General features: G+C 57.8%; 24 protein-coding genes and 3 pseudogenes. 19 read left to right on the forward strand and 8 right to left on the reverse strand.

Annotated elements, in window-relative coordinates; translation table 11 throughout:
• The first annotated feature begins 22 nt into the window (after window positions 1-22).
• The 9 genes from ASE69_RS20335 to ASE69_RS20370 all read left to right on the forward strand — a co-directional run bounded on the left by ASE69_RS20335 (window position 23) and on the right by ASE69_RS20370 (window position 10,035).
• On the forward strand, window positions 23-739 hold the full coding sequence (locus ASE69_RS20335; protein WP_235519018.1) for a polysaccharide biosynthesis/export family protein: 717 nt from the start codon (window positions 23-25) through the stop codon (window positions 737-739).
• Window positions 740-753: 14 nt separating this feature from the next.
• Window positions 754-2,979 carry a GumC family protein gene (locus ASE69_RS20340; protein WP_056490858.1) on the forward strand — a complete coding sequence of 742 codons (2,226 nt, stop codon included), beginning with the start codon at window positions 754-756 and terminating at the stop codon, window positions 2,977-2,979.
• Between the two features lie 9 nt (window positions 2,980-2,988).
• Window positions 2,989-4,248, forward strand: a complete 1,260-nt coding sequence (locus ASE69_RS22300) for a hypothetical protein (RefSeq protein WP_156362441.1) — start codon at window positions 2,989-2,991, stop codon at window positions 4,246-4,248.
• Between the two features lie 332 nt (window positions 4,249-4,580).
• The gene (gene rfbC, locus ASE69_RS20345) at window positions 4,581-5,156 is read left to right on the forward strand and encodes a dTDP-4-dehydrorhamnose 3,5-epimerase (RefSeq protein WP_056490861.1); all 576 of its coding nucleotides are present in this window, start codon (window positions 4,581-4,583) and stop codon (window positions 5,154-5,156) included.
• Window positions 5,157-5,167: 11 nt separating this feature from the next.
• Entirely contained in the window at window positions 5,168-6,223 is a 1,056-nt protein-coding gene (rfbB, locus tag ASE69_RS20350) for a dTDP-glucose 4,6-dehydratase (protein WP_056490864.1), read from the forward strand.
• Window positions 6,220-7,143, forward strand: coding sequence for a dTDP-4-dehydrorhamnose reductase (gene rfbD, locus ASE69_RS20355; RefSeq protein WP_200924215.1), 924 nt, complete (start codon window positions 6,220-6,222; stop codon window positions 7,141-7,143). The genes rfbB and rfbD overlap by 4 nt, the downstream gene beginning before the upstream one ends.
• Window positions 7,140-8,009 carry a glucose-1-phosphate thymidylyltransferase RfbA gene (gene rfbA / locus ASE69_RS20360; RefSeq protein ID WP_056490867.1) on the forward strand — a complete coding sequence of 290 codons (870 nt, stop codon included), beginning with the start codon at window positions 7,140-7,142 and terminating at the stop codon, window positions 8,007-8,009. Before rfbD ends, rfbA begins: the two co-directional genes overlap by 4 nt.
• Window positions 8,010-8,191: 182 nt before the next feature.
• On the forward strand, window positions 8,192-9,259 hold the full coding sequence (locus ASE69_RS20365; RefSeq protein ID WP_082453291.1) for a mannose-1-phosphate guanylyltransferase/mannose-6-phosphate isomerase: 1,068 nt from the start codon (window positions 8,192-8,194) through the stop codon (window positions 9,257-9,259).
• Between the two features lie 338 nt (window positions 9,260-9,597).
• Window positions 9,598-10,035: a hypothetical protein gene (locus ASE69_RS20370; RefSeq protein ID WP_056490871.1), complete on the forward strand. Its 438-nt coding sequence runs from the start codon at window positions 9,598-9,600 to the stop codon at window positions 10,033-10,035.
• Between the two features lie 43 nt (window positions 10,036-10,078).
• Here ASE69_RS20370 and ASE69_RS23245 read toward each other — a convergent pair whose 3' ends face one another.
• Window positions 10,079-11,461 carry a DUF4214 domain-containing protein gene (locus ASE69_RS23245; RefSeq protein ID WP_082453292.1) on the reverse strand — a complete coding sequence of 461 codons (1,383 nt, stop codon included), beginning with the start codon at window positions 11,459-11,461 and terminating at the stop codon, window positions 10,079-10,081.
• Between the two features lie 165 nt (window positions 11,462-11,626).
• On the opposite strand from ASE69_RS23245, the pseudogene ASE69_RS21640 reads away from it, so the two are divergent.
• From ASE69_RS21640 to ASE69_RS21680, 8 genes and pseudogenes are all read left to right on the forward strand, one after another.
• Window positions 11,627-11,826, forward strand: a pseudogene (locus ASE69_RS21640) (transposase); the annotation flags it as partial.
• Window positions 11,827-12,388: 562 nt separating this feature from the next.
• Window positions 12,389-15,010 carry a M57 family metalloprotease gene (locus ASE69_RS22305; protein WP_156362442.1) on the forward strand — a complete coding sequence of 874 codons (2,622 nt, stop codon included), beginning with the start codon at window positions 12,389-12,391 and terminating at the stop codon, window positions 15,008-15,010.
• A 115-nt stretch (window positions 15,011-15,125) separates the two neighbouring features.
• Window positions 15,126-15,783 (forward strand): annotated as a pseudogene (locus tag ASE69_RS23140) (IS5 family transposase); the annotation flags it as partial.
• Between the two features lie 64 nt (window positions 15,784-15,847).
• A pseudogene (locus tag ASE69_RS23145) lies at window positions 15,848-16,281 on the forward strand (IS481 family transposase); the annotation flags it as partial.
• A complete protein-coding gene (locus ASE69_RS22455; protein WP_056490885.1) occupies window positions 16,271-16,492 on the forward strand; it encodes a hypothetical protein in 222 nt (73 codons plus the stop codon). The pseudogene ASE69_RS23145 and the gene ASE69_RS22455, both read left to right, overlap by 11 nt.
• 392 nt (window positions 16,493-16,884) lie before the next feature.
• Window positions 16,885-17,766 (forward strand): hypothetical protein, encoded by an 882-nt coding sequence (locus ASE69_RS22310; RefSeq protein WP_156362443.1) that lies wholly within the window; start codon window positions 16,885-16,887, stop codon window positions 17,764-17,766.
• A gap of 85 nt (window positions 17,767-17,851) precedes the next feature.
• On the forward strand, window positions 17,852-18,307 hold the full coding sequence (locus ASE69_RS20410; RefSeq protein ID WP_056490891.1) for an autotransporter outer membrane beta-barrel domain-containing protein: 456 nt from the start codon (window positions 17,852-17,854) through the stop codon (window positions 18,305-18,307).
• 237 nt (window positions 18,308-18,544) lie between these two features.
• Window positions 18,545-18,991: a hypothetical protein gene (locus ASE69_RS21680; protein ID WP_082453299.1), complete on the forward strand. Its 447-nt coding sequence runs from the start codon at window positions 18,545-18,547 to the stop codon at window positions 18,989-18,991.
• A 257-nt stretch (window positions 18,992-19,248) separates the two neighbouring features.
• Here the strand turns inward: ASE69_RS21680 and ASE69_RS20415 are convergent, their stop codons facing one another.
• From ASE69_RS20415 to ASE69_RS22315, 5 genes are read right to left on the reverse strand one after another with little or no spacing between them, the layout of a single operon-like run.
• Complete coding sequence (locus ASE69_RS20415; protein ID WP_056490894.1) at window positions 19,249-19,599, reverse strand: protealysin inhibitor emfourin; 351 nt, start codon at window positions 19,597-19,599, stop codon at window positions 19,249-19,251.
• Entirely contained in the window at window positions 19,599-20,678 is a 1,080-nt protein-coding gene (locus ASE69_RS20420; RefSeq protein WP_056490896.1) for a M4 family metallopeptidase, read from the reverse strand. Before ASE69_RS20420 ends, ASE69_RS20415 begins: the two co-directional genes overlap by 1 nt.
• Window positions 20,679-20,697: 19 nt before the next feature.
• The gene (locus tag ASE69_RS20425) at window positions 20,698-21,459 is read right to left on the reverse strand and encodes a hypothetical protein (protein WP_056490900.1); all 762 of its coding nucleotides are present in this window, start codon (window positions 21,457-21,459) and stop codon (window positions 20,698-20,700) included.
• Window positions 21,460-21,469: 10 nt separating this feature from the next.
• Complete coding sequence (locus ASE69_RS20430; RefSeq protein WP_156362444.1) at window positions 21,470-22,489, reverse strand: hypothetical protein; 1,020 nt, start codon at window positions 22,487-22,489, stop codon at window positions 21,470-21,472.
• Between the two features lie 26 nt (window positions 22,490-22,515).
• Window positions 22,516-22,686: a hypothetical protein gene (locus tag ASE69_RS22315; protein WP_156362445.1), complete on the reverse strand. Its 171-nt coding sequence runs from the start codon at window positions 22,684-22,686 to the stop codon at window positions 22,516-22,518.
• A 384-nt stretch (window positions 22,687-23,070) separates the two neighbouring features.
• Here ASE69_RS22315 and ASE69_RS20435 point away from each other — a divergent pair, with 384 nt between their 5' ends.
• Window positions 23,071-23,325, forward strand: coding sequence for a hypothetical protein (locus ASE69_RS20435; protein WP_156362446.1), 255 nt, complete (start codon window positions 23,071-23,073; stop codon window positions 23,323-23,325).
• A 74-nt stretch (window positions 23,326-23,399) separates the two neighbouring features.
• On the opposite strand, the gene ASE69_RS20440 is transcribed toward ASE69_RS20435, so the two are convergent.
• Window positions 23,400-23,867, reverse strand: a complete 468-nt coding sequence (locus ASE69_RS20440) for a hypothetical protein (RefSeq protein WP_156362447.1) — start codon at window positions 23,865-23,867, stop codon at window positions 23,400-23,402.
• Window positions 23,868-24,615: 748 nt separating this feature from the next.
• On the opposite strand from ASE69_RS20440, the gene ASE69_RS22320 reads away from it, so the two are divergent.
• Window positions 24,616-24,798, forward strand: coding sequence for a hypothetical protein (locus ASE69_RS22320; protein ID WP_156362448.1), 183 nt, complete (start codon window positions 24,616-24,618; stop codon window positions 24,796-24,798).
• Between the two features lie 887 nt (window positions 24,799-25,685).
• Here ASE69_RS22320 and ASE69_RS22460 read toward each other — a convergent pair.
• Window positions 25,686-26,048 (reverse strand): type II toxin-antitoxin system RelE/ParE family toxin, encoded by a 363-nt coding sequence (locus ASE69_RS22460; protein WP_056490913.1) that lies wholly within the window; start codon window positions 26,046-26,048, stop codon window positions 25,686-25,688.
• Window positions 26,049-26,293 lie beyond the last annotated feature (245 nt).

The raw sequence follows: 26,293 nt of genomic DNA on the forward strand, positions 1-26,293 counted from the left end.
CGTCTCGTCCCCAAGAGTAACCATGCCGCGTATGCGTACGATTTGTCTCGCCCTAGCGGTGGCCGCTCTCTCCGGATGTGCCCACCAACAACCGATCGTCTCGACCGAACAACTCACCGTTGTTCAGGACAGCACGGCGTTCCCAGCTCCGGAACGTCGCGACCTTACCGCGGCGGACCGCCCATCTCTGATCGGTCCGCTCGACACGATCCAGATCGACGTATTCAATGTCCCCGACCTAAGCCGCGAGATACAGGTAGATGCAGGCGGCCAGATCGCGATGCCGCTAATTGGTACAATCGACGCGCGCGGGCGTACTGCGCAGGAGCTAGCGCAGACGATCGAGGCCGCACTGCGCGGTCGCTATGTCCGCAATCCCGATGTGACTGTGAACATCAAGAGCTCGGTGAGCCAGGTAGTGACGATCGACGGGCAAGTGGTAGAGCCGGGTCTTTATCCAGTCACCAACCAGCTGACGCTGCTACGCGCGATTGCGTCCGCCAAAGGGCTGTCTGAGTTTGCTAGACAGGAGGACGTGGTAATCTTGCGCACCGTGAACGGACGCAAGATGGCAGGTCTCTACAACATTGATGCGATCCGGCGTGGGGCCTATGCAGATCCGGCGATCTACGCCAACGATGTCGTTGTGGTCGGCGACTCCCCCGCACGACGCCGTTTCCGAGACGTAGTGTCCCTTGCGCCACTTCTCGCCGCACCACTAATCGCGATACTGCAGTAAGGTCTGACAAGCGCATGAACGTCATCCCGTCAAACCTGCAACCTGGAAACGTAACGAAAGCGGGATCACTACCCGCTTCGCGGCTAGCCGATAGTGAGCGCCCGCCGCTTGTGCAGCAATATTTGCGCATTATACTCCGCTGGAAGTATGTTATCATCGGTGTTACGGTAGCGTGTATCGTATTAGGTCTCATCATCACTTTGCTGATGACGCCAAAATACACCGCGACCGCAACCGTTGAGATTGCGCGCGAAAGCTCACAGGTCACTAACATTCAGGGTGTAGACCGCGATACCAGCATCGCCGACCAAGAGTTCTACCAGACGCAATACGGACTGCTGCGATCTCGTGCATTGTCAGAGCGCGTCGCCAGCCAATTGCGGCTTGTCGACGATGCCAATTTTTTCAAGATGTTTGGTGGAAAAGGTCAGAGTGCTGCATTTATACAAAAAGACGGTCGCTATACGGCGGCAGGACGCGCTGAACGGCAGCGTTTAGCGGGCGAAATCTTACTCCGGAACGTATCAATAAACCCTACGCGGTTGTCACGTCTGGTTGATATTGCGTTTGTTAGCCCACAAGCGGCTTTGTCGGCGCGTGTCGCGAACGCTTGGGCAGAGAACTTTATCCAGACCAACCTTGAGCGTAAAGTACAGGCGACTTCTTACGGCCGCAACCTGCTCGAGCGGCAGCTGCAACTGCAGAAGCAGCGTCTTGATCAGAGCCAGCGCCAGCTGGTCACGTATGCATCTGAACAGGAGATCATTAATCTTCCTGCACAGAATAGTGGGAGCAATGGTTCGGCTACATCCGAACGTTCCATCGTCGCGGACGATCTTGCCGCACTCAACTCTGCATTAACACAAGCGACGGCAGATCGGATTCAAGCCGAGGCACGTTACCGCGCAGGCGGGGGCGGCGGTGCATCGACCGAGGCACTCGGCAATGTAGCAATAAATAATCTGCGTCAGCGGCGTGCTGAGCTCGCTGCGCAGTACCAGCAGCTAATGGTGCAGTTCGAGCCAGGCTATCCAAGCGCACGCGCACTCAAATCGCAGATTGACCAGCTTGACAGCGCAATCGGACGGGAAGAGTCAAGGGTATCGGGATCGATCCAAAGCAACTACCGCGCAGCGACCGGACGGGAGGAAGCGCTTCAGGCGCGTGTCAACCAGCTTAAGTTGAGCTATCTTGATAATCGCCGACGTTCAATTCAATACAATATCTACCAGCAAGAGGTGGATACTAATCGCGCGCTCTACGACGGTCTACTACAACGCTACAAGGAGATTGGCGTCGCAAACGGCGTCGGCGTTAATAACATTTCAGTCGTCGATACTGCTGATGAGCCGCAGAAGCCTTCGAGCCCACGCTTCTTAATTAACCTTCTTGTGTCCCTGCTGGGCGGCCTAGCGCTTGGGGCAATCGCAGCTCTTGCTCTCGATCAGATGGACGAGGCATTCGCCGATCCCGGCGAGGTCGAGCGCAAGCTTGGACTGCCGTTGCTCGGCTCAGTACCCAAGATTGGCGACAATCGTGAGCCCCGCGACGAATTGCTTGATCGTAAGTCAGATCTCGTTGACTCTTATCTTGCTATCAACACAAACTTGAGCTTTGCGACTGAGCACGGCGCACCGCGCTCGTTCTCTGTCACCTCGACGCGTCCAGCAGAAGGCAAGTCAACGACCGCACTCGCGCTCGCGACAATGCTCGCACGGGCGGGCAAGCGGGTGATTCTAATCGACGGCGACATGCGCTCCCCTTCAGTTCATTACTTCGGCAACGTTGGACACGAGCGCGGACTTAGCAATTTTCTTGCAGGCGAGGATACAATAGAGCCACTCACCTTCCAAATGTCAGATCTTGGCTTAACCGCAATGTCAGCGGGCCCAATTCCACCTAACGCGGCGGAACTGCTAACTGGTAGTCGTCTTGCCACATTGATCGATCGGCTGCTCGGGCAGTATGATCATGTCGTTATTGATAGCCCTCCCGTCATGGGACTTGCCGACGCGCCCCTAATCGCGGCGCGGGTAGAGGGCGTCGTCTACGCAGTAGAATCTAACGGTATTCGCGCGAACCAAGTGAAGACTGCGCTGGGGCGCCTTGCGGCCTCTAATGTACGCATTTTTGGTGGTGTACTGACAAAATTCGAAGCGCGTCGTGCTACATATGGTTACGGTTACGAATATGGTTATGGTTACGGGCGCTCGAAAGACGATGCCAAGGACGGGATTTAAGAGCTCGGCATGCCGTCCAAATCGCCACGTCGTATTAGCCACAGGCACCGTCCGGCCAGCGATTGGGTGGGCCGCATTGCGCTCTTCTGCGGCGTAGCCGTGCTGGGGTATCAGAGCATTATCTTCTCCGTGTCACAGGTCGCCGCCAAGTCACGACCTGCATCTGCCGACGCAATCATTTCCTACGACGGGCGTTTGATTGCGGCGCATGCGGCGACGCTTCTGACTCCAACCGTGAATGCAAGCGAACGCGCCAAAGCAGCTGCACTATCGCGCGCGGCACTTCGAAACGATCCTACAGCTGTTTCAGCAGCAGCGACGCTTGGCCTCGTCACTCTTGCTCAGGGCGACGTAGCGAACGGGAAACGCCTACTTGCCTACGCGCAGATGCTTTCGCGCCGGAACTTCCAGACCCAATTGTGGTCAATAGAAGAAGCGGTCGGAAGAGGAGACGTTGCAGGTGCGCTGCGCTGGTACGACATCGCGCTACGTACAAAGCCCGACGTGAGCAACATACTTTTTCCTGTGCTGGCGGGAGCATCGCATGACCCCGCAATTCGTACCGCGCTAGTGCAAACGCTTGCGGGAAATCCGCTCTGGGCTAACAGCTACATTAATTTTGCGGCAGGGCAGAAGGACGATCCGAAGAGCACCGCTTCACTATTTGTAGATCTGCGTGCTCACGGGGTGACCATTCCTGCTTCGGCGCAGGCCGCAGTCATCAACATCTTACTCAATGCCGGCAATGTTGATCAGGCTTGGCGCTACTATGCCACAATACGCCCTGGCGTCGATCGTACACGTGCACGCGATCCACGCTTCGCCGCAATGCTCGAAACGCCGTCGGCGTTCGACTGGACGACACTAAGCGATAACAGCATAGCCATCTCTATTCAGCGAACACGTGAGGGCGGCATGTTCGAATTTTCCATGCCAGCAAGCATCGGCGGCCCCGTACTTCAGCAGATCCAGCTCCTACCGCCCGGTAGCTACCGCTTAGCCGGACACAGTGACGGCATCGCACAAGACGCGAACGCACTTCCCTATTGGATGCTGACCTGCCGTAGCAACGGGAGCGAACTTGGTCGCGTGCCTGTGCCCAATTCGGCACAGACACGCGGTATGTTCGTTGGAACGCTGACGGTCCCAGCAAATTGTCCAGTTCAGACTTTGACCCTTTTTGCACAGCCTTCCGACAAAATAGGTGGGACTTCAGGGCAAATCTATCGCGTTGCATTGACGCCCCTTAATGCTCAAGGACCAAGTTAACGATAGCATAAACTGAATATGTAGTGGCTTTAGTCGGCAGATTAAACTTTATGCATGGTTGGAACGTTGGTAGACGAACTTTCTCCGCCATGCCTGCGCAGTTAGAAGTTAACTACGCAGTGCACCACTCGTTAAAATTCCGATAAATTTACTGGTTATGACGACCAGATTGCCGCTGTACTTTGAGAGAGAGCAGCATATGGCTTATGATTGCGTGAAATTCTGATACTTATTTTTCCTTTACGGATTAATAACATTCAGGACACGGAATATTTTAGATCCTATGTCTGGTCGATTGTCTGGTGGATCGTAACCAGCTATTGAGCTGAGCGATGCCATTCTCTTTACCCGTTCAACTCATCCGTCCAAAGCGTTTCGGCGACAGCCGTGGCTGGTTCACCGAGGTCTATTCGGTGCCCGCCTTCGAAAAGCTGGGCATCACCTGCACGTTTGTGCAGGACAATCACTCGCTGTCGATACCGGCGTTTACCTTGCGCGGTCTGCATTTTCAGACGCCGCCCCGCGGCCAAGACAAGCTAGTGCGCTGCGTCCGCGGCACGATCTTTGACATCGCGGTCGACATCCGCAGGGGTTCGCCAACCTACGGCCAGTGGGTCGGGGCAGAGCTGTCGGCAGAGAACGGCCACCAGCTCTTCATCCCGATTGGCTTCGCGCACGGCTTCGTAACGCTCGAGGACAATTGCGAAGTCTCGTACAAATGCTCGGACACGTACGAACCTGACTCCGATGGTGGCATCCGCTGGGACGATCCCGCGATCGGCATCGACTGGCCGCTGCCCGCTGATACTTCTCCTGAACTGTCGGCGAAGGATGCGGTGCAGCCGTTGCTCGCCGACTTCGACAGCCCGTTCCCCTATGATGGCCGCCCGCTGGCGCCGCTCGCCTGAAGGACACACCCATGCGCATTTTTGTCACCGGCGGGGCCGGTTTCATTGGCTCGGCCCTCGTCCGCCACCTGATCGAGAACACCGAGCATGAGGTGTTGAACTTCGACAAGCTGACCTATGCCGGCACGCTTTCGACGGTCGAACGCGTCGCGAACTCGAACCGCTACCGCTTCGTTCAAGGCGACATCTGCGATGCACACACGGTCAAGGCCACGATCGCCGAGTTCAAACCCGAGATCGTCACGCATCTGGCGGCTGAGAGCCATGTCGACAGATCGATTGATGACCCCGGCGCGTTCGTCCAGACCAACGTCGTTGGCACGTTCACGATGCTTAGCGAAGCGCGCGCCTATTGGCTCAGCCTTGATGACGAGACCAAGGCGGCATTCCGCTTCCATCATATCTCGACCGACGAAGTCTACGGCTCGCTCGGCGATACCGGGCTGTTCACCGAGGAAACGCCGTACGATCCGCGCTCGCCCTATTCGGCGTCGAAGGCAGGCTCTGACCATTTCGTCTCGGCCTGGGGTCACACTTTCGGCCTGCCGGTGCTGATCACTAACTGCTCGAACAATTACGGGCCGTATCACTTCCCCGAAAAGCTCATCCCGCTAATGATCGTCAGGGCGCTCGCCGGGGCTGATCTGCCGGTTTACGGCAAGGGCGACCAGGTCCGCGACTGGCTGTTCGTCGAGGATCATGTTCGTGCGCTGCATGCGGTGTTTGAACAGGGCGAGCCCGGCCGGACCTACAACGTCGGCGGGAACAACGAGAAGCAGAACCTCGATGTCGTGAAGACCGTCTGCTCGATCCTCGACCGGCTTCGTCCACGAACTGACGGCCAGTCCTACGCGACGCAGATCACCTACGTTACCGACCGCCCCGGGCACGACAAACGCTATGCGATCGACGCGAGCCGCATCAAGAACGAGCTTGGCTGGGAACCTGCCGAGACGTTCGAGACGGGGATCGAGAAGACCGTTGCCTGGTATCTCGACAACCAGGGCTGGTGGGAAGCGATCGTCAGCGAGCACCAGGCCGACCAACGCCGTGGGCTTTCCGTATGAGCGACGTGAAGCGGATCCTCGTTACCGGCGGCAACGGCCAACTTGGCACCGAGTTGAGGCGATACGCGTGGCCCGAGGGCTGGGCCGTTACCGCTATCGACATCGACGAGCTAGACCTACGCGATACCGCAGCGATCACCGCTATGGTCGCCAAAGGTCATGACGGGCGACCCTGGGCAGCCGTGATCTCGGCTGGCGCTTACACCGCCGTTGATAAAGCCGAGAGCGACATCGTCACCGCTTGGGCTGTCAATGCGATGGCGCCAGCGGCGTTTGCTGAAGCTTGCGCTAAGGCCGGCATCCCGATCATTCAGGTCTCGACCGACTATGTTTTTGACGGTGCGCGCGATGGAGCGTGGGAAGTGACCGATCCGGTTGCCCCGCTCGGCGTCTACGGCGCGTCGAAGCTCGGGGGCGAACTCGCGGTTCGCACGTCGGGTGCACTGTATGCGATCGTTCGCACCGCCTGGGTGGTCAGCGCACACGGCAACAATTTTATCAAGACGATGCTCCACGTCGGCGCGACCAACTCAACTCTGCGCGTGGTCGACGACCAGCACGGCAGCCCGACATCGGCGACCGACCTCGCAGCAGCGCTCGCTACGATCACGATGCGTCTTGTGGAGGATCCAGCCGCCCCAACCGGGACCTATCACTTCAGCAACGCAGGTGCTGTGACCTGGGCAGGCTTCGCCCGCGAGATCTTCGCGCAGAGCGCCGCACGTGGCGGGGCCAGCACCGAGGTGCAGGGCATCACCACCGCCGAATACCCGACGCCCGCGACGCGGCCTGCCAATTCGCTGCTGAGTCATGACGCGATAGCTCGCGACTACGGCATCCATCCATCGGCGTGGCAAACCGCTCTCGGCAATATCCTCGATGAACTGCTTGGGGCATCCAACAAGGAGACACGCGCGTGAAGGGCATCATTCTCGCAGGTGGTTCGGGCACGCGTCTCCATCCGGCAACGCTCGCGGTCAACAAGCAGCTGCTACCGGTCTACGACAAGCCGATGATCTACTACCCGCTGTCCGTGCTGATGCTCGCCGGCATCCGCGACATCTTGATCATCTCGAGCCCCGAATATATCGGCAATTACAAAAAGCTGTTCGGTGACGGCTCGGCGCTTGGTCTGACCATCGCCTATGCCGAACAGCCCAAGCCTGAGGGCCTCGCCCAAGCGTTCACGATCGGCGCGGCCTTCATCGGCGACGAAAATGTGGCGCTGGTGCTCGGCGACAACATCTTCTTCGGTGCGCACCTGACCGACCTGCTCGCGAGCGCGGTCGAGCGCAAGAGTGGCGCAACGGTGTTCTCCTACCGCGTCGAGGACCCCGAGCGCTACGGCGTGGTCGAGTTCGGAGAAGGCGGCAAGGCAATTAGCCTTGAGGAAAAACCCGATGCCCCCAAGTCGAACCACGCGGTCACCGGCCTGTATTTCTACGACAACCGCGTCGTCCAGCTTGCTCGTGATCTAAGGCCGTCGGCACGCGGTGAGCTCGAGATCACCGATCTCAACCGCCTTTATATGGACGCCGGAGACCTGTTCGTCGAACAGATGGGCCGTGGCTACGCTTGGCTAGACACCGGCACGCACGACAGCCTTCTCGAGGCATCCGAGTTCGTACGCACTATACAGCATCGCCAAGGTATTCAAATAGCATGCCTTGAGGAAATCGCGTTTCACCAAGGCTTCATTACTGCTGACCAGGCACGGGTAGCTGGCGAAAGATTCAAAAAGACAAGTTACGGACGCGCGATATTAAATGCTGTTACTGGAGCTTAATTCTTTTTAGCGACTTAAATAAGTGATTTGATTACTCTACTTTTAATCGCTGCAAAAAGTTATAATTTATCGAGATATTTTGTTCTAAACTGACATATACTGCTAGATATTTGAATAATATGAATAAGATTCTGCCGTTACTTAGGCGGAGCATGTAGATTATTTAACTAATAGGAAAATGAATGACTTCAAAAGAGATTATTCCCGTCATTCTTTCAGGTGGATCGGGGACCCGCCTCTGGCCGATGTCCAGGCCCGAGATACCCAAGCAGATGCTGGCTCTCACAGCGAGCAAGACAATGCTGCAACTGACCGCGAGTCGAGCATCAGGCGAGCATTTCGCCGCGCCGATTGTGGTCGCAAATGCACGTCATGCGGACATGGTTGAACAGCAGCTTACGGAGGTCGGCGCTACACTACAGGCCCTGATTCTCGAGCCAACAGGTCGCAACACAGCGCCAGCGATCGCACTCGCCGCGATCGCGGCAGGTGGCAGCAGCGACGCACTGCTGGTGATGCCGTCCGATCACGTCATTGCAGATGTTACTGCGTTCCATGCGGCAATCGAAGCCGCGATGCCACTGGTTATGAAAGGGTGGCTGGTCACCTTTGGTATCGCACCCGATGCACCCGAGACCGGCTATGGCTGGATCCAGATTGGCGACGAACTACAACCCCGCGTTAACCGCGTGAAGCGGTTCGTCGAGAAGCCCCCGCTCGACAAGGCGCAGTCGATGCTGGCGAGCGGTGATCACGCCTGGAACGGGGGGATTTTTCTGTTCCTGGCCAGTGCGTATCTTGAGGCGCTCGCACAGTTCGATCCGGGCATCCTAACGGCCACCCAAGAAGCAATGCTTAAGGCAAGGACCGAGGGCTCGAGGATCTACCCCGATGCGGCGGCCTTTGCCGCGTCGCCCGACAGTTCGATCGATTATGCAGTGATGGAAAAGGCGGACCGTGTTGCGGTCGTGCCGGTCGCGATGGGCTGGAACGACGTCGGGAGCTGGGACGCGCTGTACGCAATCAGTGATACCGACGGTAACGGCAACGCGCATCGTAGCCACGGCGACGGCAATGTACTGGCGATCGACACGAGCAACTGTTTTGTCAGCAGCGATGGCGTCCGTTTTTCACTGGTCGGGGTCGACGATCTGATCGTGGTTGCGAGCGGTAACGACGTGCTGATCGTGCCACGCGGTCGCAGCCAAGAGGTAAAAAAGCTAATCGAGACGATTAAGTCACCGGTCTAATAGACGAAATCTCATACAGTCTATGGTTTGATCGATCTAAGCGATATTTCTAATATTTAGAGCAGCTTCTCACCGTACTTAGTCATAACGGGACTCCTCTCGTCGCGCTTTTTTTGAGTCATGGATACTGCCGGTGCAGGCAGCTGGTACAGATGACGAGAGCATTATCAGTGGATCGTTGAGACAGGGTTGTGGCAGCGATCGTAGACCGGTCTGTCGCGTCGACAGGCGGCGGTACGGATCGGTGTCAGCGGCGCGGACGCTGTCTTGTTGGCAACAGCTTCCAAACCAGCACGGAACGCTGCCACTACAGCAGCAAGGGTGATGATCGACGTTCGATGAGAATCGAGGCGCATGCGGCCAAGGACACCAAGACAGCACTCGCCGTGGTCGCTGCCAGTCTCGATACTATTGCGCCCACACCGCGCGAGCCCCGCCGGCGCAAGACCAACCGCGAGCGGCTTCCCGCGCGCCTGCAACGGATCGAGCAGGTCGTCGACATCGAGAACAAGGCATGTGGCTGCCGCGGCGGCGCTCTGTACGTCATTGGCGAGGATGTCGGCGTACGTGGTCGCGGCGCTCCCGTGACGTACTTGTTCCGCATGGCTTCCATCCATTCCAACGAAAGGATCGCACCATCAAACCGTGGGATCAGCAGCAGCGCTGAAGATCGTCGAGAGAAGCTGGCGATCCTACGCAATGCGTTTGCGCCGAATGGGCCGGTCCGCGCGACAGCCAAGCAACACAAAGTCGGCAGCGGCGCCTTTGCAATTTAGCGGTAGAATAGTAGCTTCCCTGCACCTCTCGTCAGTTAAGCCTCTAAACTGCTTCGATACCACCAATTATCGAGCTAGCTAGGTAATTGTAATGCTCTTGACTTTGTGAGAAATCTAATAACAGCGAAGCCTTACTGAATCCGTTATCTAACGCCGTAGTATAGTAGGTCTTACCACCGGCATCGGCTTCACGATCAAGCGTGTTCCGGTACATGTAATCAACAAGCTGACCGTTGCTGAGGCCGAGGGTCGCCTGCGTGAATTCGTTAGATTCAGCAAAGTCATTCGCCGCTTGCGCGAGTGTTAAGCTCCCGCTTTTCAGTAACTCAGCGTAATAGGTTAATCCGCCTACGTCCGGTTTCCGACCGGCGAAACTGTCATAAAGCAGCGCCACGGCTTGATAGCTGCTGTCCGTATTGAAATATTTTTCCGCAACGGCATGAGCAGTTAGATAGATATGTTCCGTTGATTCAGAGAAGCTGATCATTAAATCAACGCGTGACTCACCTTTGTCGAGGAGGTTGGTGTAGTAAGCCTTACCATCCGCGTCAGGTAAGCGGCCAAGAGAGTGCTGGTAGACATAATCGACAAATGCGCCATTCGAGAGGGCTCCAGTCTTTGTCCCGAATTCAGCACTATTCATGAGATCGGATGCAACAACAGTAATAGACACATCGTTATGTTCCAGGATTCTTGTGTAAAAGTCCAAGCCAATTTGATCGGGCTGGCGCTGCAATACAGCGTCATACAATCTAAGTATCTGAGCCGCCGGGGCATGGGACGCAAGATCTGGATCAATTATTAGCGAACCATCATTGAATGATACCCGCTCCACCCCCTCCAGTACATCGGTCCCATCCGGTCCTGTGACAACAAAGGCACCGTCCTTTTGCGAAACCGAATAAGAACGAAACAATCCATCAAAATGTGCCGTATCAAGACCAAACCCGCCATAAATTGCGTCATTACCCTTTCCGCCATAAATTAGATCACTACCAGCACCACCGTCAATCTCATCATCGCCATCTCCACCTCTTATTGTATCGTCACCGTCGAAAGAGTATATTCTATCGTTAAAGGCGCCGCCTTCAATGATGTCAGACTCTGAAAAAACCGAGGAAAAGAATGGTATATACTCGCCATTACTTATATAACTCGTAAAGTCTTTCGCTGAAAGAGATAAACTTTTTAACGAAAATGACAGACTGCCATTTTTGAACTCGTCTAAACTTGTTATAGTTCCTTCGATAGGAAGATTATCACTATCATATACAAGACCATTTCCCTTCACATCATCCAAGAAGTTAGAGAATATTATGGATAGAGAGCTTGAACTAGCGTCCTTTATCTCATATGCTAATGATGATGCTATAGCGGCCTCAAAGATATCGAGACTTCCGGCAATGCCGGCGGTTAATATAGCCATTTCAAGTCCCTGAATACTGCAAAAAATGATTTGAATAGATAACCGGTATTTATTAACGGATTACAAATGGTGTGATGGGTCGGTGTCTGAGCTCAAAATCTAATCAGGCTATCGATTTGAGGAGGGCTTCCTGATTCACAGAGCGCATGACGATGGAGGCGTTAGATGGCGTTGCTCTCGTTATCGGACGAGGCATGGAAGGCGATCGAGCCGCATTTGCCGAAGAACCAGCCCACACCTGTCGGGGCGATGACCGACGGGTGATTTCGGGCATTATTCACGTGCTAACGGTCGGCTGCCGGTGGTGCGACTGCCCAGTGGACTACGGTCCGTCGACGACGATCTATAATCGCTGGTCGCAGCGGAGGTGCGGCGCGAGCACCTTAATGCAGGCACGCAGCTGCATCTCCTCCCTCGGGATGAGGCCGGCCTTGATCGCGGATTAGTGGAGACGGGCTAGATCGTGACCAAACTCTCTCCATATCGTGCTCGCCAGGGTGCGCGCGCGGAGCAAGATTGCCTTAAACGTAAGCTCAAAAGACATTGCGGCAAGGTGAGTATAAGGAAGCCGGACCGTCAGCGCTCTTGAAAGAGGGCGATACGCCGCAACAATCGATGTGATTGAACGGATGGCGTTTGCGTTAGACGTCGATCCTGCGGTACCTCGCTAGGCAATACTTTTGAACGCACATAGCGGCGTGTGCTCCTGCGTGCAGTCAAAAATGGTTTCGCTGCCTATCAGGTCTCTGGTTCGAGTTCGCTCTACCTTCGCGGAAATATCGCAGCTGAGATCGATCCACTTACAATCGATGCGATCCAACACGCGGTGGTAATTCAGCTTTGTACGGAAATTTTCCCAACGCCTGCCATTACCTGATACTCTCTAGTATCGGTAATTTTTGATGCCGTCAGTTTGCCGGGGGGCTTATGGTTCAGGTTCGCGATTTTACTGCCTTGCTGTCGGGTAGCTCGGTGGTTGGAAAAATCGGCACTGGCGCCTTTGTCAGCTACTCCTTTACCACCAGCGTACCCACCTATCTGCAGGGAGTTTATTCATCCGAAGCGCTGGCTAGCTTCCGTGTCTTTTCCGACGCTGAGAAGGCTGCGTCTCGTCAAGCGCTGTCTGCATGGGCCGCGGTGTCCGGAATTAGCTTTCTCGAAGTGGCGGCGGGTGACGGCGACCTGAAGTTTGGCAACTACAACATGCAGTTGATGAGGCCAGGATCGGGCGGTTTCGCCTACTACCCTGACAATGGAGCCGGCTACGACATTTCCAGCGATGTCTTCATTGGTGATGGCTATGCAACTGATCAACACATCCTGCTGCACGAGATCGGCCACGCAATCGGCCTGAAACATTCGTTCGATGGCGATACGACGCTGGCCACCGATCTCGACAACTACGCCAATACAGTGATGAGCTACACCCCGGGTGGTGTGTCCGGTGACGTGCTAGGCCAACTTGATACGGACGCCATCCGCTACGTCTATGGCGATGCCAGCGCGAAGGGACGGCAGGTCGCCAGCTGGAACTGGGATGCTGCCAGCGTGACGCTTACCCAAAACGGCAGTGAACAGTCCGATACGATCAACGGTATCGGTGGCTCCGACATTATTTACGGACTGGGCGGCAACGACACGATCCTGGCGCGCGGCGGTTACAACCGCGCCTACGGCGGAGACGGCGACGATACCATCTCCGGTGCCAACGGAACTAATTACTTTGACGGCGGTATCGGAAACGACCGGCTGAATGGAGGTGACGGCGACGATACCCTCGTCGGCGGTGAGGGCGACGACACCCTTAATGCGGGTAAGGGCGTTAATTATCTCGATGGCGGTGCTGGTAAGGATGCACTGTACGGCGGTACCGGCAACGATGTCCTGATCGGCGGCGATGGCGACGATAGCCTGTATGGCGGCGGGGGTATCGATCGGTTCTACGGCGGGGGTGGTGCCGATACTTTAAACATTACCGTATCTGGATCACTGGACGGTTTCGTTATTGATGGTGGTGCCGGAACGGATCGAGCCTACTTCACTTTTTCTGATAATCAGGCGCGCAGCTTGTCGGCCTCCCTGCTTCATCTGAGCAGCATTGAGGCGCTGACGATCAACGCAGGCGCTGGCGACGACCGGATTGATGTCAGCGGAGTCGCCAGCATCTCGATCAGCGGTGGTGCCGGAAACGACGTGATCATCGCCGGTACTGGGACAGGTTCCGTCAGTGGCGGCGCCGGTGCAGACTTCATCACCGCCGGGTCGGGCTTCACCTTCCTGTATGGCGGGGCGGACGCGGATCGCTTTATCTTTCTTAGTGCAGCAGATTCTAACAATCGCACACAGGATCAGCTGGAAGATTTTCAGATTGGCGTCGACCTGCTCGACATTACCGGCTTCGCGCCGTCAAACGTCCGCATCCAGGCCTCGTCCGGTGGTGGCGCGTTCGTTTATGCCGACAGCGCAAGCGGCGGTTTCCAGATCTATGTACGCACCGGTATCGCGCTGTCAGACATCATCACTAGCGGACTGATGCTGAACGGCACCGGCGGTGCCGACAGGCTGGTCGGTACCGCCGGCGCCGACCAGCTTTTCGGCGGTGGCGGCAACGACGTTTTGTTCGGCGCAGCTGGCAACGACTATCTTGATGGTGGGACGGGAATCGATCGCGTCGATTATTCGGGTGTTTTCCGCACCTACGCGCCTTCCGTTGCGAGCGGTATCGCGACGCTTCACGGCTCGACGGAGGGGACCGATACACTGGTAAATATAGAATACATCACTTTCGCCGACGGCGTGTTCACGATCGACGCCGACAGCGTTGGCGCGCAGGTCATGCGCCTTTACGACACGGTGTTTCAGCGTCAGCCCGACGCTGTCGGCTTGGACTTCTACGTCGATCGTATCGAGGATCGCGGAGCTTCCATTGCGGCCGTTGCTTCGGATTTCCTCAATAGCAGCGAGTTTCAACAAGCGACCGGCGCTCTCTCGAACGGCGCGTTTGCCGACTATGTCTACCAGAATGCTCTTGGCCGTGTAGCCGACGCAGGCGGCAAGGCCTATTATACCAACCTACTCGATAATGGCGGGTCACGCGCTGATTTGCTGATCGGTTTCTCCGAATCAACGGAGCATCGCAGTCTCACCGCGAATACCGTGGCGCAGGGGTATTTTAATACGGACGACAACTATCAAGCAGTGGCACTGCTTTATGACAGTTTCGCTGGTCGGAAGCCCGACGCAAGCGGATTGATCTATTACGCCGAGCGCCTGAAGACAGGAACCCTCACGCTTACGCAGGCGGCCAATGATTTCGCCAGCTCTGCAGAATTTACACAGGCCACCAATGGCTTCAGTAATGGTCAGCTGGTCGACTATATGTACCGCAATACACTTGATCGTGAAGCCGATGCAGGTGGTAAAGCTTACTACACCACCGCGTTGGACAATGGCTTCGGCAAGGGAGCGCTTTTGCTCGAGTTTTCACAGAGCCAAGAGCATTACAATTACCTTGCCGGCTCGATAATCGCCGGTATCGATGTCCTGTAAAACCGCAGTAGGAACGGCTGCAGGCGCGCCCCACCGCTAGGGCTCAAACCCAATCAGGCTATTGATCTGAGGGGGGCTTCCCGACTCACAAAGCGTGTAACGATGGAGGCGGTAGATGACGTTGTTCTGGTTATCGGACGAAGCATGGAAGGCGATCGAGCCGCATTTGCCGAAGAACCAGCCCGGTGCCCGTCGGGGCGATGATCGACGGGTGATTTCAGGCATTATTCACGTGCTGACGGTCGGCTGACGGTGGTGCGACTGCCCAGTGGACTACGGTCCGTCGACGACGACCTATAATCGCTTCAACGCTGGTCGCAGCGGAGGTTGGGCGAAATTGGCCGCTACGCTGGTCTACGCGGGCGTCGTGACAAGAAGCACGGGAATCGACAGCACGTACATCAAGATCCAACGCGCTGCATTTCGCGCAAAAGGGGGCGCTCCGCGCAAGCGATCGGGCGGTCCCGGGGTGGCTGGACCACCAAAATTCCTGCACTCACCGACGTCGTCGGTCGTACCTATGCGCTGATGYTGACACCGGGCAACGTCAGCGACATCAAGGCAGCGCCCGCCCTTCTCGAACGCGCCGGTCGCATGCGGTACCTGCTCGGCGACAAATCTGTCCTGAGCTTGTCGAAGTGGCCTACGATGCCGATAGCCTGCGCCGTTCGCTTCGTGACGCAGGCGCTACACCTGTCATTCCTGGACGCTGCAACCGGAAGCGAACCATTCGCTATGACAAACAGCGATACTGCGGCCGCCATCTCGTCGAGAATGCCCCGTATGGGATAAGTACGTCATGGGAGCGCCACAACAACGGACGCCGTCAGAGCAGTAATACAGCGATCGCAAGCTTCACTCTTGACGCCAGGCCGAGAGCCCGGGATCAATCCGAAGACGGTGGAGAAATGGCGAACGCGGGCGACGGTTGAGGATCAGAAGACTGGGCCGAAGGCTCCTCACGCCACAACGCTGCCGCTCGATTGCCTCTACGCGTTGCAGCCCTTGATCCCTCATTTGACACCGTCAGCGCTACACCGTTGCCTGCAGCGGCACGGCATATTCCGTCGGCCGGACAACGAGGGCAATAAGCCTAAGCGACAGCGCTTCAAGCGCCACCCGATCGGCTTCTTCCACATGGATATCCCCAAGGTTCGGACTGCCGAAGGCAGGGCTCTCCCAAGCTCGCCGAAGGGCTCTACCTGTTCGCCAGCGTTGACCGCACCAGCAAGTTCGCCGTCACCCAGTTGGTCGACAAGGTTGATCGTCGCCGGAACGATCAATCTCGGCGCCGACAAGGACGGCTTCCGCTTGGCGGCGGGCGGTACGCTAATCGGCACCGTAGCTGGTGAAGTAGGGACCGACACCGCGACGCTTGAGCTCGCGGGCGACCGCACAATCAGCACCGACATACTGAGCGACTTCGGAATTCTGCAGCAAAGGCAGTGGTACGCTAACACTGACCGGCACGCAGGCCCATGAGCGCCTCAACGCCGTGACCAGCTTAGCGGTCGGATCGAGCGCCTCGCTGATGGCTCCGGTAGTGTTCCGCGCGGGCGACAACCGTTCACGGTCACAGGAACATTCGCTGGCTCGGTCGATGGCGGGGCTAGCAACCAAACGATCGTGGTATTGGGCGGCAGTGCCGCGATGCCGGTCGCATCAGCTCCATCGCGAACGTCGAGGCGTCCGGCATGACCACAGGCCATGCAACAATGCCAACAATGCGTCACTTCTCAATGTATACATGTCAGGCAGTAGACTTATCGATCTGTCTGAATCGGCGATCCACGCGGTGCAGATCGCGGTGCGCTGGGGTGCGACCTTTGGGTCGGCCGGTTCAGTGATCGGCAACATCGCGTTCGCCGGCCACGATGACATTGACCGGCAACGTTTCGCTCGCAAGCGGATCAGTGTCGCTGTTTGAGATCGCGCCGACCATCGCCGACAAGCTGGTGATCAACGGCGCGCTTTCGATGGCGTCGGGCGCCACGCTGCGCATCGTCGCGGACGGCGCGATCCGGCCGGGGACCTCGTACAACCTAATCGTTGCGAATGGCGGGATCACCGGCAGCTATACAACGATCGACAAGACCGCGTCGCTGTTCGGCTTCGTTGGGCAGTGTACCGATCGCATCCAGCTGCTTGGCCAATCCCTCCGCGATCTGGCATTCAGCCCGCAAATCAAGCGCAGCGTCGCTTACGCCAATGCCGCGATCCAAGTGCAGTCGGCGACCAGCACGCTGATCTCTGCGCTACCGTCGCTGCTGGCCACCAGCGGTGCGTCGAACCCGTTGGCGTTCGCGCAGCTGACTCCCCAGGCCTATGCGTCGGCGATGCAGATGAGCGCCGACCAGACGCTGAGACTGACCGACGTCGCACGCGGGCCAGGCTTTGCAACCACCGACCGCATGGACGTCGGCGTGTTTACCTTCGCGCAAGGGATCGCGCAGTGGCATGCGCTCGACGCCGATCGCGACGAAGGCACCGCTAAAGCGTGTACCAACGGCTACGGCTTCCTCAGCGGGATCGGCAACCGCGACTGGTCGGTCGGCGCGTTCGCGGGCTATCTCGACAGCCACCAGCGGATCGCTTCGCTTGGGGCAGCGACCAGCACCGCCCGCGTCGTCGCCGGCGTGCATGGCCGCTATGCCGCTATGCCGCCATGCCGCCATACCGCCATGCCGCCATGCCGCCATGCCGCCATGCCGCCATGCCGCTGGCAACATCCGGATAGGCGCATCGATCCTCTATGATGGCGGCGACGCGCGCACGACGCGCGCGCTGTTGGGGGCAAGCAGCGCGACCGGGCGCTATGATCTGCACAGCTGAGCGAGCAACGTGTCAGTCGGCTATGCGCTGGCGATGGCGAACGGCTGGACGCTGACGCCCAAGGTCGGCGTCACCTACGTCCGCACTACGCACGAACGGGTGAGCAAGGCAGGCGGACCGTTCGCGCTGACCGTCGCCCGCGATCATTATGTGACGCGCTTTACCGATGCTGGAGTAACGTTCGCCCGCAGCGAAACGTCCGACGCCATGTTCCGACCCTATGTTGGGTTTGGCGCCCGGACCCGGATCGATGGCAAACGAGGCGAGGCGATCGCTGGCTATGCGGGCGCGCCGCTGACGCTAACTGCTCTGGGTGGACCACGCGCTCAGTTGGCCGGTACTGCGTCGGCTGGAGTCGCGTATCGGCTGCCGACTAACGTCGAACTGTTCTCGACGGTCGAGGCGCAGACCGGCCGCGACGATCACCGGGAGAGCATCTCGACAGGTGCAAGGTTGCGGTTCTGATTTTGATCTTCCCCGGATCGACGGACACGGTGGGTTATCTCGTCATACTCGGCTTGGCGTATTCAAGCCTTCGATAGAGGACAGGTGGCGGACGGACCCGATGCCGAGACTGTCGAAGACACGCCCCGTTCGACGCCAGTCCACACTCAACCGAGACGGAACGGGCGTGCAACAAGACATGAACAGAGCAGGACGAATTCACTTTCGTTTTTAGAACCGATGAATCATAGAATCGTCATGCCGATCCGACATGAAAACCGTTGGCTATATCCAATTGACTGGGAACAGTTGTCGGGCACGATCCGCTTCAAGCGTGCTGGCGCGCGATGTGAGCGATGCGCGCGACCGCATCTGAAGCGGATTGCACATTTAGGGGATGGTCGCTGGTGGGATGCCACCACATCATGCTGGCGATCGGATCAAGGCAAACGGATATCGATGAAAAGTGGCGTCAACCTCTCTTCGGTTCGCACAACCTATGTGGTGCTAGCTTGCGCACATCTCGACCACGACCCAACCAACAGTCTACCGACCAATCTACAGGCGCTCTGTCAGCGATGCCACATGATCAATGACGCCGTCGAACATCGCTGGCAGCGCTGGTGGAACGTCTTTCGTCTTCGCGCCATACGTGATCTGTATGAGGATCCGCGACTGGCACGTGACCGCCTGTTGCGGCGCTGATAGTGGATTACCTTGCCGCCCAAGTAATCTACCTAACCTAAACAGTGATCGAGGAAGGTGCCGCGACCATTGCTTAGCCAGCGGGGGATGAGAGATAAGGCGTTTTACTACAAACCGCCTACCGTCGATTAACGACAACCGTCCACTATTGGATCATTTATGAGGCACCGCAAGTTAGGAGCGGCTGTTAGCCGGGTGCGCAAGGCGGTCCGCAAGCGCGCCGAAAAGGATCAGTAAGACCGGGCCTGGTTAGACCGTCACCGTGTAGGTGCGTGCTGTTTGCTCAGGCGGCGGACAACAGAGACGAGCTTCGCCATGGCGGGGTCACGGATCGGCTCGGCGAGCCGCATCTCCCTGCTTCGTCCATCGATCGTCAGGCCAACCGTATACGTGCGTGCATCCGGCCTCGCGATATCGGTCGATGGCTCGCAACTGAAGAAGTCAGCCTGGTCGGCAAGGCTGGTGAGTTCCTGACGCTCGGGCGTTGCAAGGTCGCCGAACGAGATGGCCTGTTCCTTCGCAAGCCCCGGAAAATGGGCGAGGCCTCCCTCGATCCGCACCCGGGCTTCGCCCGTCACGGTCTCGTCGCAAGCCTTGCCCATCTGCATCAGATCACTCCAACCGTTGTCCATGCTTCGGCGACAGCTGTCGTCTCGGCACTATCCGTACCGTGCAAACGTCCCGCGACGTCGATGGTGACGCGGGCAAAGCCGGCGAAGTCCGTGTTGGCCCGCGTATTGGGGTCCAGCAGCGAACTGTACCATATCCGACCGGCGCGGTCCCATGCGTTTCCACCGATCGTCGTCGCGGCCAGGTAGAAGGCCCGATTGGGGATACCGGAGTTGATGTGAACCCCGCCATTGTCCTGATTGGTGCGGACGAAATCGTCCATGTGGCCCGGCTGCGGGTCCTTGCCGAGGACAGGATCGTCATAGGCCGTGCCGGGTTCCTTCATCGACCGCAGCGCGACGCCTTTGACCGCAGAAGTCAGCAGTCCGGCACCAATGAGCCAGTCCGCCTGGTCGGCCGTCTGGCCCAGCAGCTTCTGCTTCACCAAGCTGCCGAACACGTCGGAGATGCTTTCGTTAAGCGCGCCCGACTGATTGAAGTAGGCGAGCCCAGCTTCCTTCTCGGTGACGCCGTGCGTGAGCTCGTGACCAATGACATCGAGCGCGATCGTAAAGCGGTTGAACAGCTCGCCATCGCCATCGCCGAACACCATCTGGGTGCCGTCCCAGAAAGCGTTGTCATAGTCCCGATCGTAATGAACCGTGGCATCGAGCGGCAGCCCGGCATCATCGATCGAGTTGCGCTGATAGGCCTCCCAGAACAGCGCGAACGTTGCACCGAGACCGTCATACGCCTCGTCGACCGCGATATCGCCCGTTGGTCCCTCCCCTTCGCGCCGCACGACCACAGATCCCGGCGCTTCAGGTTCGCCCCCAGCGTCTCGGATCGTGCGGAGTGGACTGAGCACAGTGATGTTGCCCGCAGCCGACCGCCGTCGGGCGAGGTCTCCAGTAACGGGCCCCGCCGTACTGGCCCGGACGATCCGGATGGTCGGGTCGATCATCAGGCTGTGCATTGCCATGGCGCGCAGCGCAGGCGAGCCGTTCTCGGCGATCTTGGAGAGGATGTAGGGTGGCAGGATGCAGTGAAGCGAATGCCGGTGCGTGGACATGCACATGATCGTGTCTCCTTATCGATTAGCGGCGCGAGTGGCGAAGCGCGAAGGGTACGAGCGCGACCCACATGATGGTGATGAAAGCGAGGAACTGGCTGGTCTGCGCCGGGCCGCCCGGGAGGTAGCCAAAGCCGCCTAGCGAGGCAGCGTAGAGCTCGAACGAAATGACCGACACGCCGATCGCCAGCACATCTGCATCTCCCCCACTCTCCTCCTGCGTTCCGAACCAGCGCAGCGCGATAACGAACAGCGTGATGATGGCGATAAGGATCAAGCGGATGACAATGTCGGTGCCCGCAATGCCTATGGCGAGGGGGTAAAGCGTTACCGCCTCGACTGGGAATAGCTTCATCAGGCTGGTGTAATATGGCTCGGGCGTTGGATCGGGCCGGCGCCCGGGTCTTACCAACGCTGTTGACGATCGTCGAAGCCGCAGCGCGCCGCGCAGGGCTGGCCGAGCGGACGCCACCCCATCATTGGCAAACGCCGCAATCGCGCGCTGTACGGCTGCCGCGTACCGCGACACCTCTGCATCGCCTGGTGTAAGTGCCGCGCCGATCGCCGTCGCCTGTTCGCAGCGATCCAGGATCGTGGCGAATGCCGGTCGGTCCACGGCCTCGGCACTGTGCAACGAAGCGAACCGATCGCGTGCATTACCGAGCGCCGTGCGTAACCCGAATATCGTATCGAAGAAGCGCGGGAGATAGCGGGGGTTCTCGGTCAACGCCTGAAGCTGATCGATGAGCGTGTCTGCAGCCTCCACGGCCTGGGTAAAGGTGGTCATGGGATCCTCCTCAGGCGGGGGTGGCGATCGACGCGATCAGTCCGAGCGCGCGGGTGATGCGATCGATGTTCAGTCGAGCCGCGGCACGGCGCTGCTGCGGCGATAAGCGACCGGCCAAGGCATCCCGCAGCCCGGCCTGGGCTTTTGCGGTGAGATCAATGGCGTCTGCGACTTCAGCCGCTCGTACGGGTCCCTGCTTCGCGGCCTCGCGGGCGGCAAAAACACGGATCGCAAGCTGCTCGCGCTGTTCGGCCGTCAGACTGGTGCGATTGCGAAGGTAGGTTCGAAACAGCGCGTTGCTATAGAGATCGTCGGCGTTGCGCGCCGCCCCCCTGCCCCAAATCGTGACCTGTACGGTCAGCGATGCCAGTGCGCGATCGACGACGGCGCCGCGCTCGACAACCAATGCACGCACATTGCGGATCTGCCGCGCTTCGTGCGCGAGGTCGTTGGCAAACGCGATCAGCGCGACGACGCTCTGCCCTTGTTCGCTGGCGACAGCTTCGTTGACGTTTGGCAGGTCAGTGCCGGCGACAAAGTTCGTGAACCGGGCCAGCCGGTCGGCCTGATCGGCAAAGGCAGTGACCTCGGCCGATACGTCGGTCCTGGGGGCGTCGAGAATGGCCGCTAGCGCATCAGCGTATCCGCCAATTGCGGCGAGCAGGGCAACACGTGGCTCCAGTACCGCGCGTGGACTGCTACCAATGTCGATTTCGAACGCCGTATAGCCAGGGGCGGGTGCCTCGTTCGCAAGGCATAGAGGTGCGGGCGGGACGGTCGGTGCCGTAGGCACCTGGATGCGGAGCGGGGTGGCCGGCAGGCAGCTTGGATCGCTCGCAACCAACGCTGCAGCAGCCTCCCGACGGCGCAGCTCTATCGCGTCGAAATAGGCCGTCGTGGCTAGGACTGCCTCTTGGCCTCGGGCCTGAACGGTCCCGGCGGTTTCAAGCTGAATTGCGTTTGTCGCACATCCCGCCAAAAGAGGCAGGCCTGTCAGTACGGGCAGAAGGGAAATGACGCGGCAGCGCATAACGGTCTCCTTCGGGCTTTCAGGTATCATGCGCCTAAACTGCGATTCTCTCTTCTCTTTCTACGCCGCGGGATCGGCCGCACACGCGAACGGTCCGCTGGCCGATCACGCGTGCGAACAGCCGTAATGATGTTGACGACGCTGGTGATGAGCGCTGCGATACCTACGAGCATGGGGCCGTCGATCATGTCGGTCATTGTCCGACTCTCCTTGTTGATCCGACCGCCGATGTTCCATATATGTTCTTTGTAGGACAGCGCTATTTGCCGCTACAATCGAATATCTTCACCCTCGATAATTAGTGCCCAGACAACGTCGCAGTTGCCTTCTCCCCGTTCGAGAACCCGTCGAATTGGCGCAGCGACCCAAAGTCGAGGTTCGTCAGGCCTTCTATCGCGAGGATTGATCGCTGATAGGTCTTGAACGCTCCGACAGGAGCGAGTGCGCGTCCAGGTCGACATCATGATCGATCAGATACGCGGAAGACCCCAATTTCGGCGCGTGATTTCGCCGCTTGTGCGGCACCGTAAGGACCGTATCATTGACGCAGCAATGAGAGGTTAGTTACGACGGAAGCATTGATGTTTGCTGCGTTATTTATCTCGTTCAGCGCCGCCTTTGCTCAAACAAACGAACTTTCAAATAAGACGAGTGGTGCCGTAGCGCCGATCAAAGTGAAACCGCCCAAGACGATCTGCCGTAGCGAAGACACGACGGGCTCCATGTTCCCTACGCGGACATGCCGCTCCAAGGAGGAATGGACGGCGATCGATGCGGCAAACGCCGCCAACGCCGAGCGGTTGCGGAACTCGCGCGGCACTGCAGGGCGCAACTAGGTTTCTCTAATAAAGGCAGAGCGATCCCGCGCATTGTATCCTGATTGGGAGGGTCTAGAACTGCGAGCAAAGTTTTACTTCTGTCCGGAGAATGCCTTCGTTTCCGCAGGGGTTGCAAGGCGCGGGTGATTTTCCAACTCGGGCAGGGTCAACTTAACTTTTCCGGCTGGCGATCGGCGTGGTTCGCTCCCCGGTCTTGGCGTACCACTAACGGCCTGATCAGCCTTCGCAACCGGCACAGCCTGAGACGCCACCGCCTCGGCACCGGCTGACTTCACCTCAAGTGCCGTCACCCTCTGCGTCAGGAGGTCGAGGTTGATTGTTTCAGGCGTTGCCTCCAAGGCCCCGACTTTGCGCTCGAGATCGTCGATACGCTTATTTGCTGCCGCCATCCGGATTCCCGCCTCCATGCGATCCAGGTCGACCGCCACAGGGTCTACGGCTGCAGCGTTCTTGGATGCCGACGCCTTTGGATTCCGATCGCAAGCTCCTAGCGAACCAATGATTGCGAACAAAAGAACGGCTATGGAAAGACGGCGCATGCCGCTGTTTAGTGCGAGCCTAGGGCTAAGTCAGTCGGTTTCGCGACATCCGCCAAACTCGGTCTAATCGCTCTATCCTGATGAAGGGCCAAGTTTGGCGAGTAATCACACAATCGGCAAACTTTCAGAATCAGGCCCTGATTTCCCTACCTGCTTCCGTAGCTTGCTCAGCGCCGCGTTACGGCACAGCCGCAGGGCAGTGGGAGGTTCGCCATGAAATGACACGACAAGACAGCACCCGATCGGTCAGAACGCTTTTGCTGAAATGTTGGATGTTTCCTAAGTTTATATCGTAAGTGAATCTGGATATAAAGACAAAGAAGGCTCCAATGTGATACCCCTTATATTAACTAATCTGTTTACCAGAACAGCACGATAGCCCGAAAACGCCCTCTTCCTACGAAAGATAACCGGTATATGTAATTTAATTCAATTTTTTATATAGAAGATACTTAACTGGCGGCGGTATTTTACCCGTGCGAGTGGCGGTCTTTCGGCTATGTCGACCGCGTCGTTCTTTGACGTGAGCGACGCTCGCCGGGATTGTAATTATGCGCAGCGTTGGTCTCCGCGTCAGTAGCGTAGACCTCCGTTAATCCTTCACCATGTAACGCGGTCGGGCGGTCCTTCGGGGCCGCCCACAACGCTTCTACGACACCGTTTTCCTCCCCGACCATCTGGACGAGGTGGATCCAACGCTTCCGGTCATAGTTCGACTAACGGTGCTGGAGTGGCTAGATCGACCCGCGTGACCCGGTCGAAAGAATTTAAAGAACAATTGGCGTTCCTTGTGAGGGAGGGAACAAGCGGACGCCTGGATGCGGTCCGCGGCACCAAGAGAAAAGCCGATGTGTTGAGAGAAGCTGTCGAGCGTGAGCTTCAACGATTAGAACAAGCGGGCGAAGTTGCCGGGCTTGGCAAAAGCGGCTGATACCGTCCGCCATCCGCTTGGATCGAAGGATAATCGTGCGGCGAGCCTTATCTCGTCGCGGACCACGCTGCCCCACTGGATGAGCCATGGCGGCAGCAATGCCGGCCAAAACCCCCGCTGAGCACCAGATCGAGACGATGGATGGCACTGGCAGTTCCGGCATGCATCAGTTTTCAGAATGGCTCGTCTTCGGTCCTTACAATCAAGCCTAAACGATGGACCTACCTCAATTGATTAACGCTCGATGGCTATCGCATTCAGGTGATGGCGATTTTGGCTATCCTACCCCCGCTAGGGAGAGGACATCAATCATGTTTAAAGCAGCTCTATATCTTATCGCGGCCATCTGGGGCGGATCACTTATGGTCGGGCTATCCTTGTGGTTGTTCACGAAGTTTGAAAACTCGAGAAATGCTGGGACTTAAGCGATGACGATGATTCCGCCCAGACCGTCTTCCTGAAGTCGGCGGTCGGCCGATCAGCATTTCTAACAAGCGTAATATCGCTTCCTCGATTGCCCCCTTACCAAGGCGCATAGGTTCTTGGCATGCTGCGATCTCCGTCGCCGCTTTAATGAAGCCTCGCGCGACAAGTCCGACGATTGCGTTACGGAAAGCGGACTCATTTGTGACCGGCACGTCTCTCAGCTCAGGTTGATTTGCGCGCCAGTCGTAGACCTCCTCGGTATTCGATGGACGATCTCAAAGGGGTGATCATCCGTTAGATCGACTCCTTCCGCTGCCGCTTTGACGATCTGGCGTCCAACCCATGCATCTAGATCGGCAATTTTACTCTCATCGGCTACAAGTTCGCTGAGGTGGTAATTACTGCTAGCCGTGTTTGCCATGTCCGCCTCGCTATACCAACAATGCCACTGGCTGTGCCGCCTACGGTCGAGCTTGAACCGAGACCGATACCTCGACCTCTTGATCGAGACGGCAAAGTCTCGAGATGAGACGGTCAAATGTGAACTGGCCTAGATTGACGTTGCGGATACGCAAGAAATCAGCTGCGGTGATGCCGGTAACACCGTGGGCGGCGCGGAGATCGATCTCGGCCTTAGGCGTGGCAATTCGGGTCTTCGACTTCTTATTAAAGGCGTGGACGACGTAGATCGCCCCGCCGATCTGAAGCGCATAGCAGCCACGATCCGCAGCGCACCGAATTGCAAATACCAGTGCCTTGTGCTCGCCACGCTCCGTAAGCTCAGCATCCAGCGCAACAAGGTCGAGATGATGTGATTCGATCACCCTACGCTTGTAACTTTACCGAAACGGCTTCTAGTTGCTTCAAAAGGGGTCAGTGAGCCTTCTCTTTAAATTCGCCATCCGCAATCTCGGCGTGCGCAACGTTGATCATTCGTAAAGGCTATTAGCACGCGGCGTAGCTGCGATGCTTTGGTGGCGACGAAGTCCTCACGCACGATTTGGTTCGGCCGCTTCCCGACATTCTCTCAAGCATGCTGGTTTCGCCGGCTAGCCTACTCAGGCGTTTC

This window comes from Sphingomonas sp. Leaf208 (assembly GCF_001421415.1).
Classification (GTDB): domain Bacteria; phylum Pseudomonadota; class Alphaproteobacteria; order Sphingomonadales; family Sphingomonadaceae; genus Sphingomonas.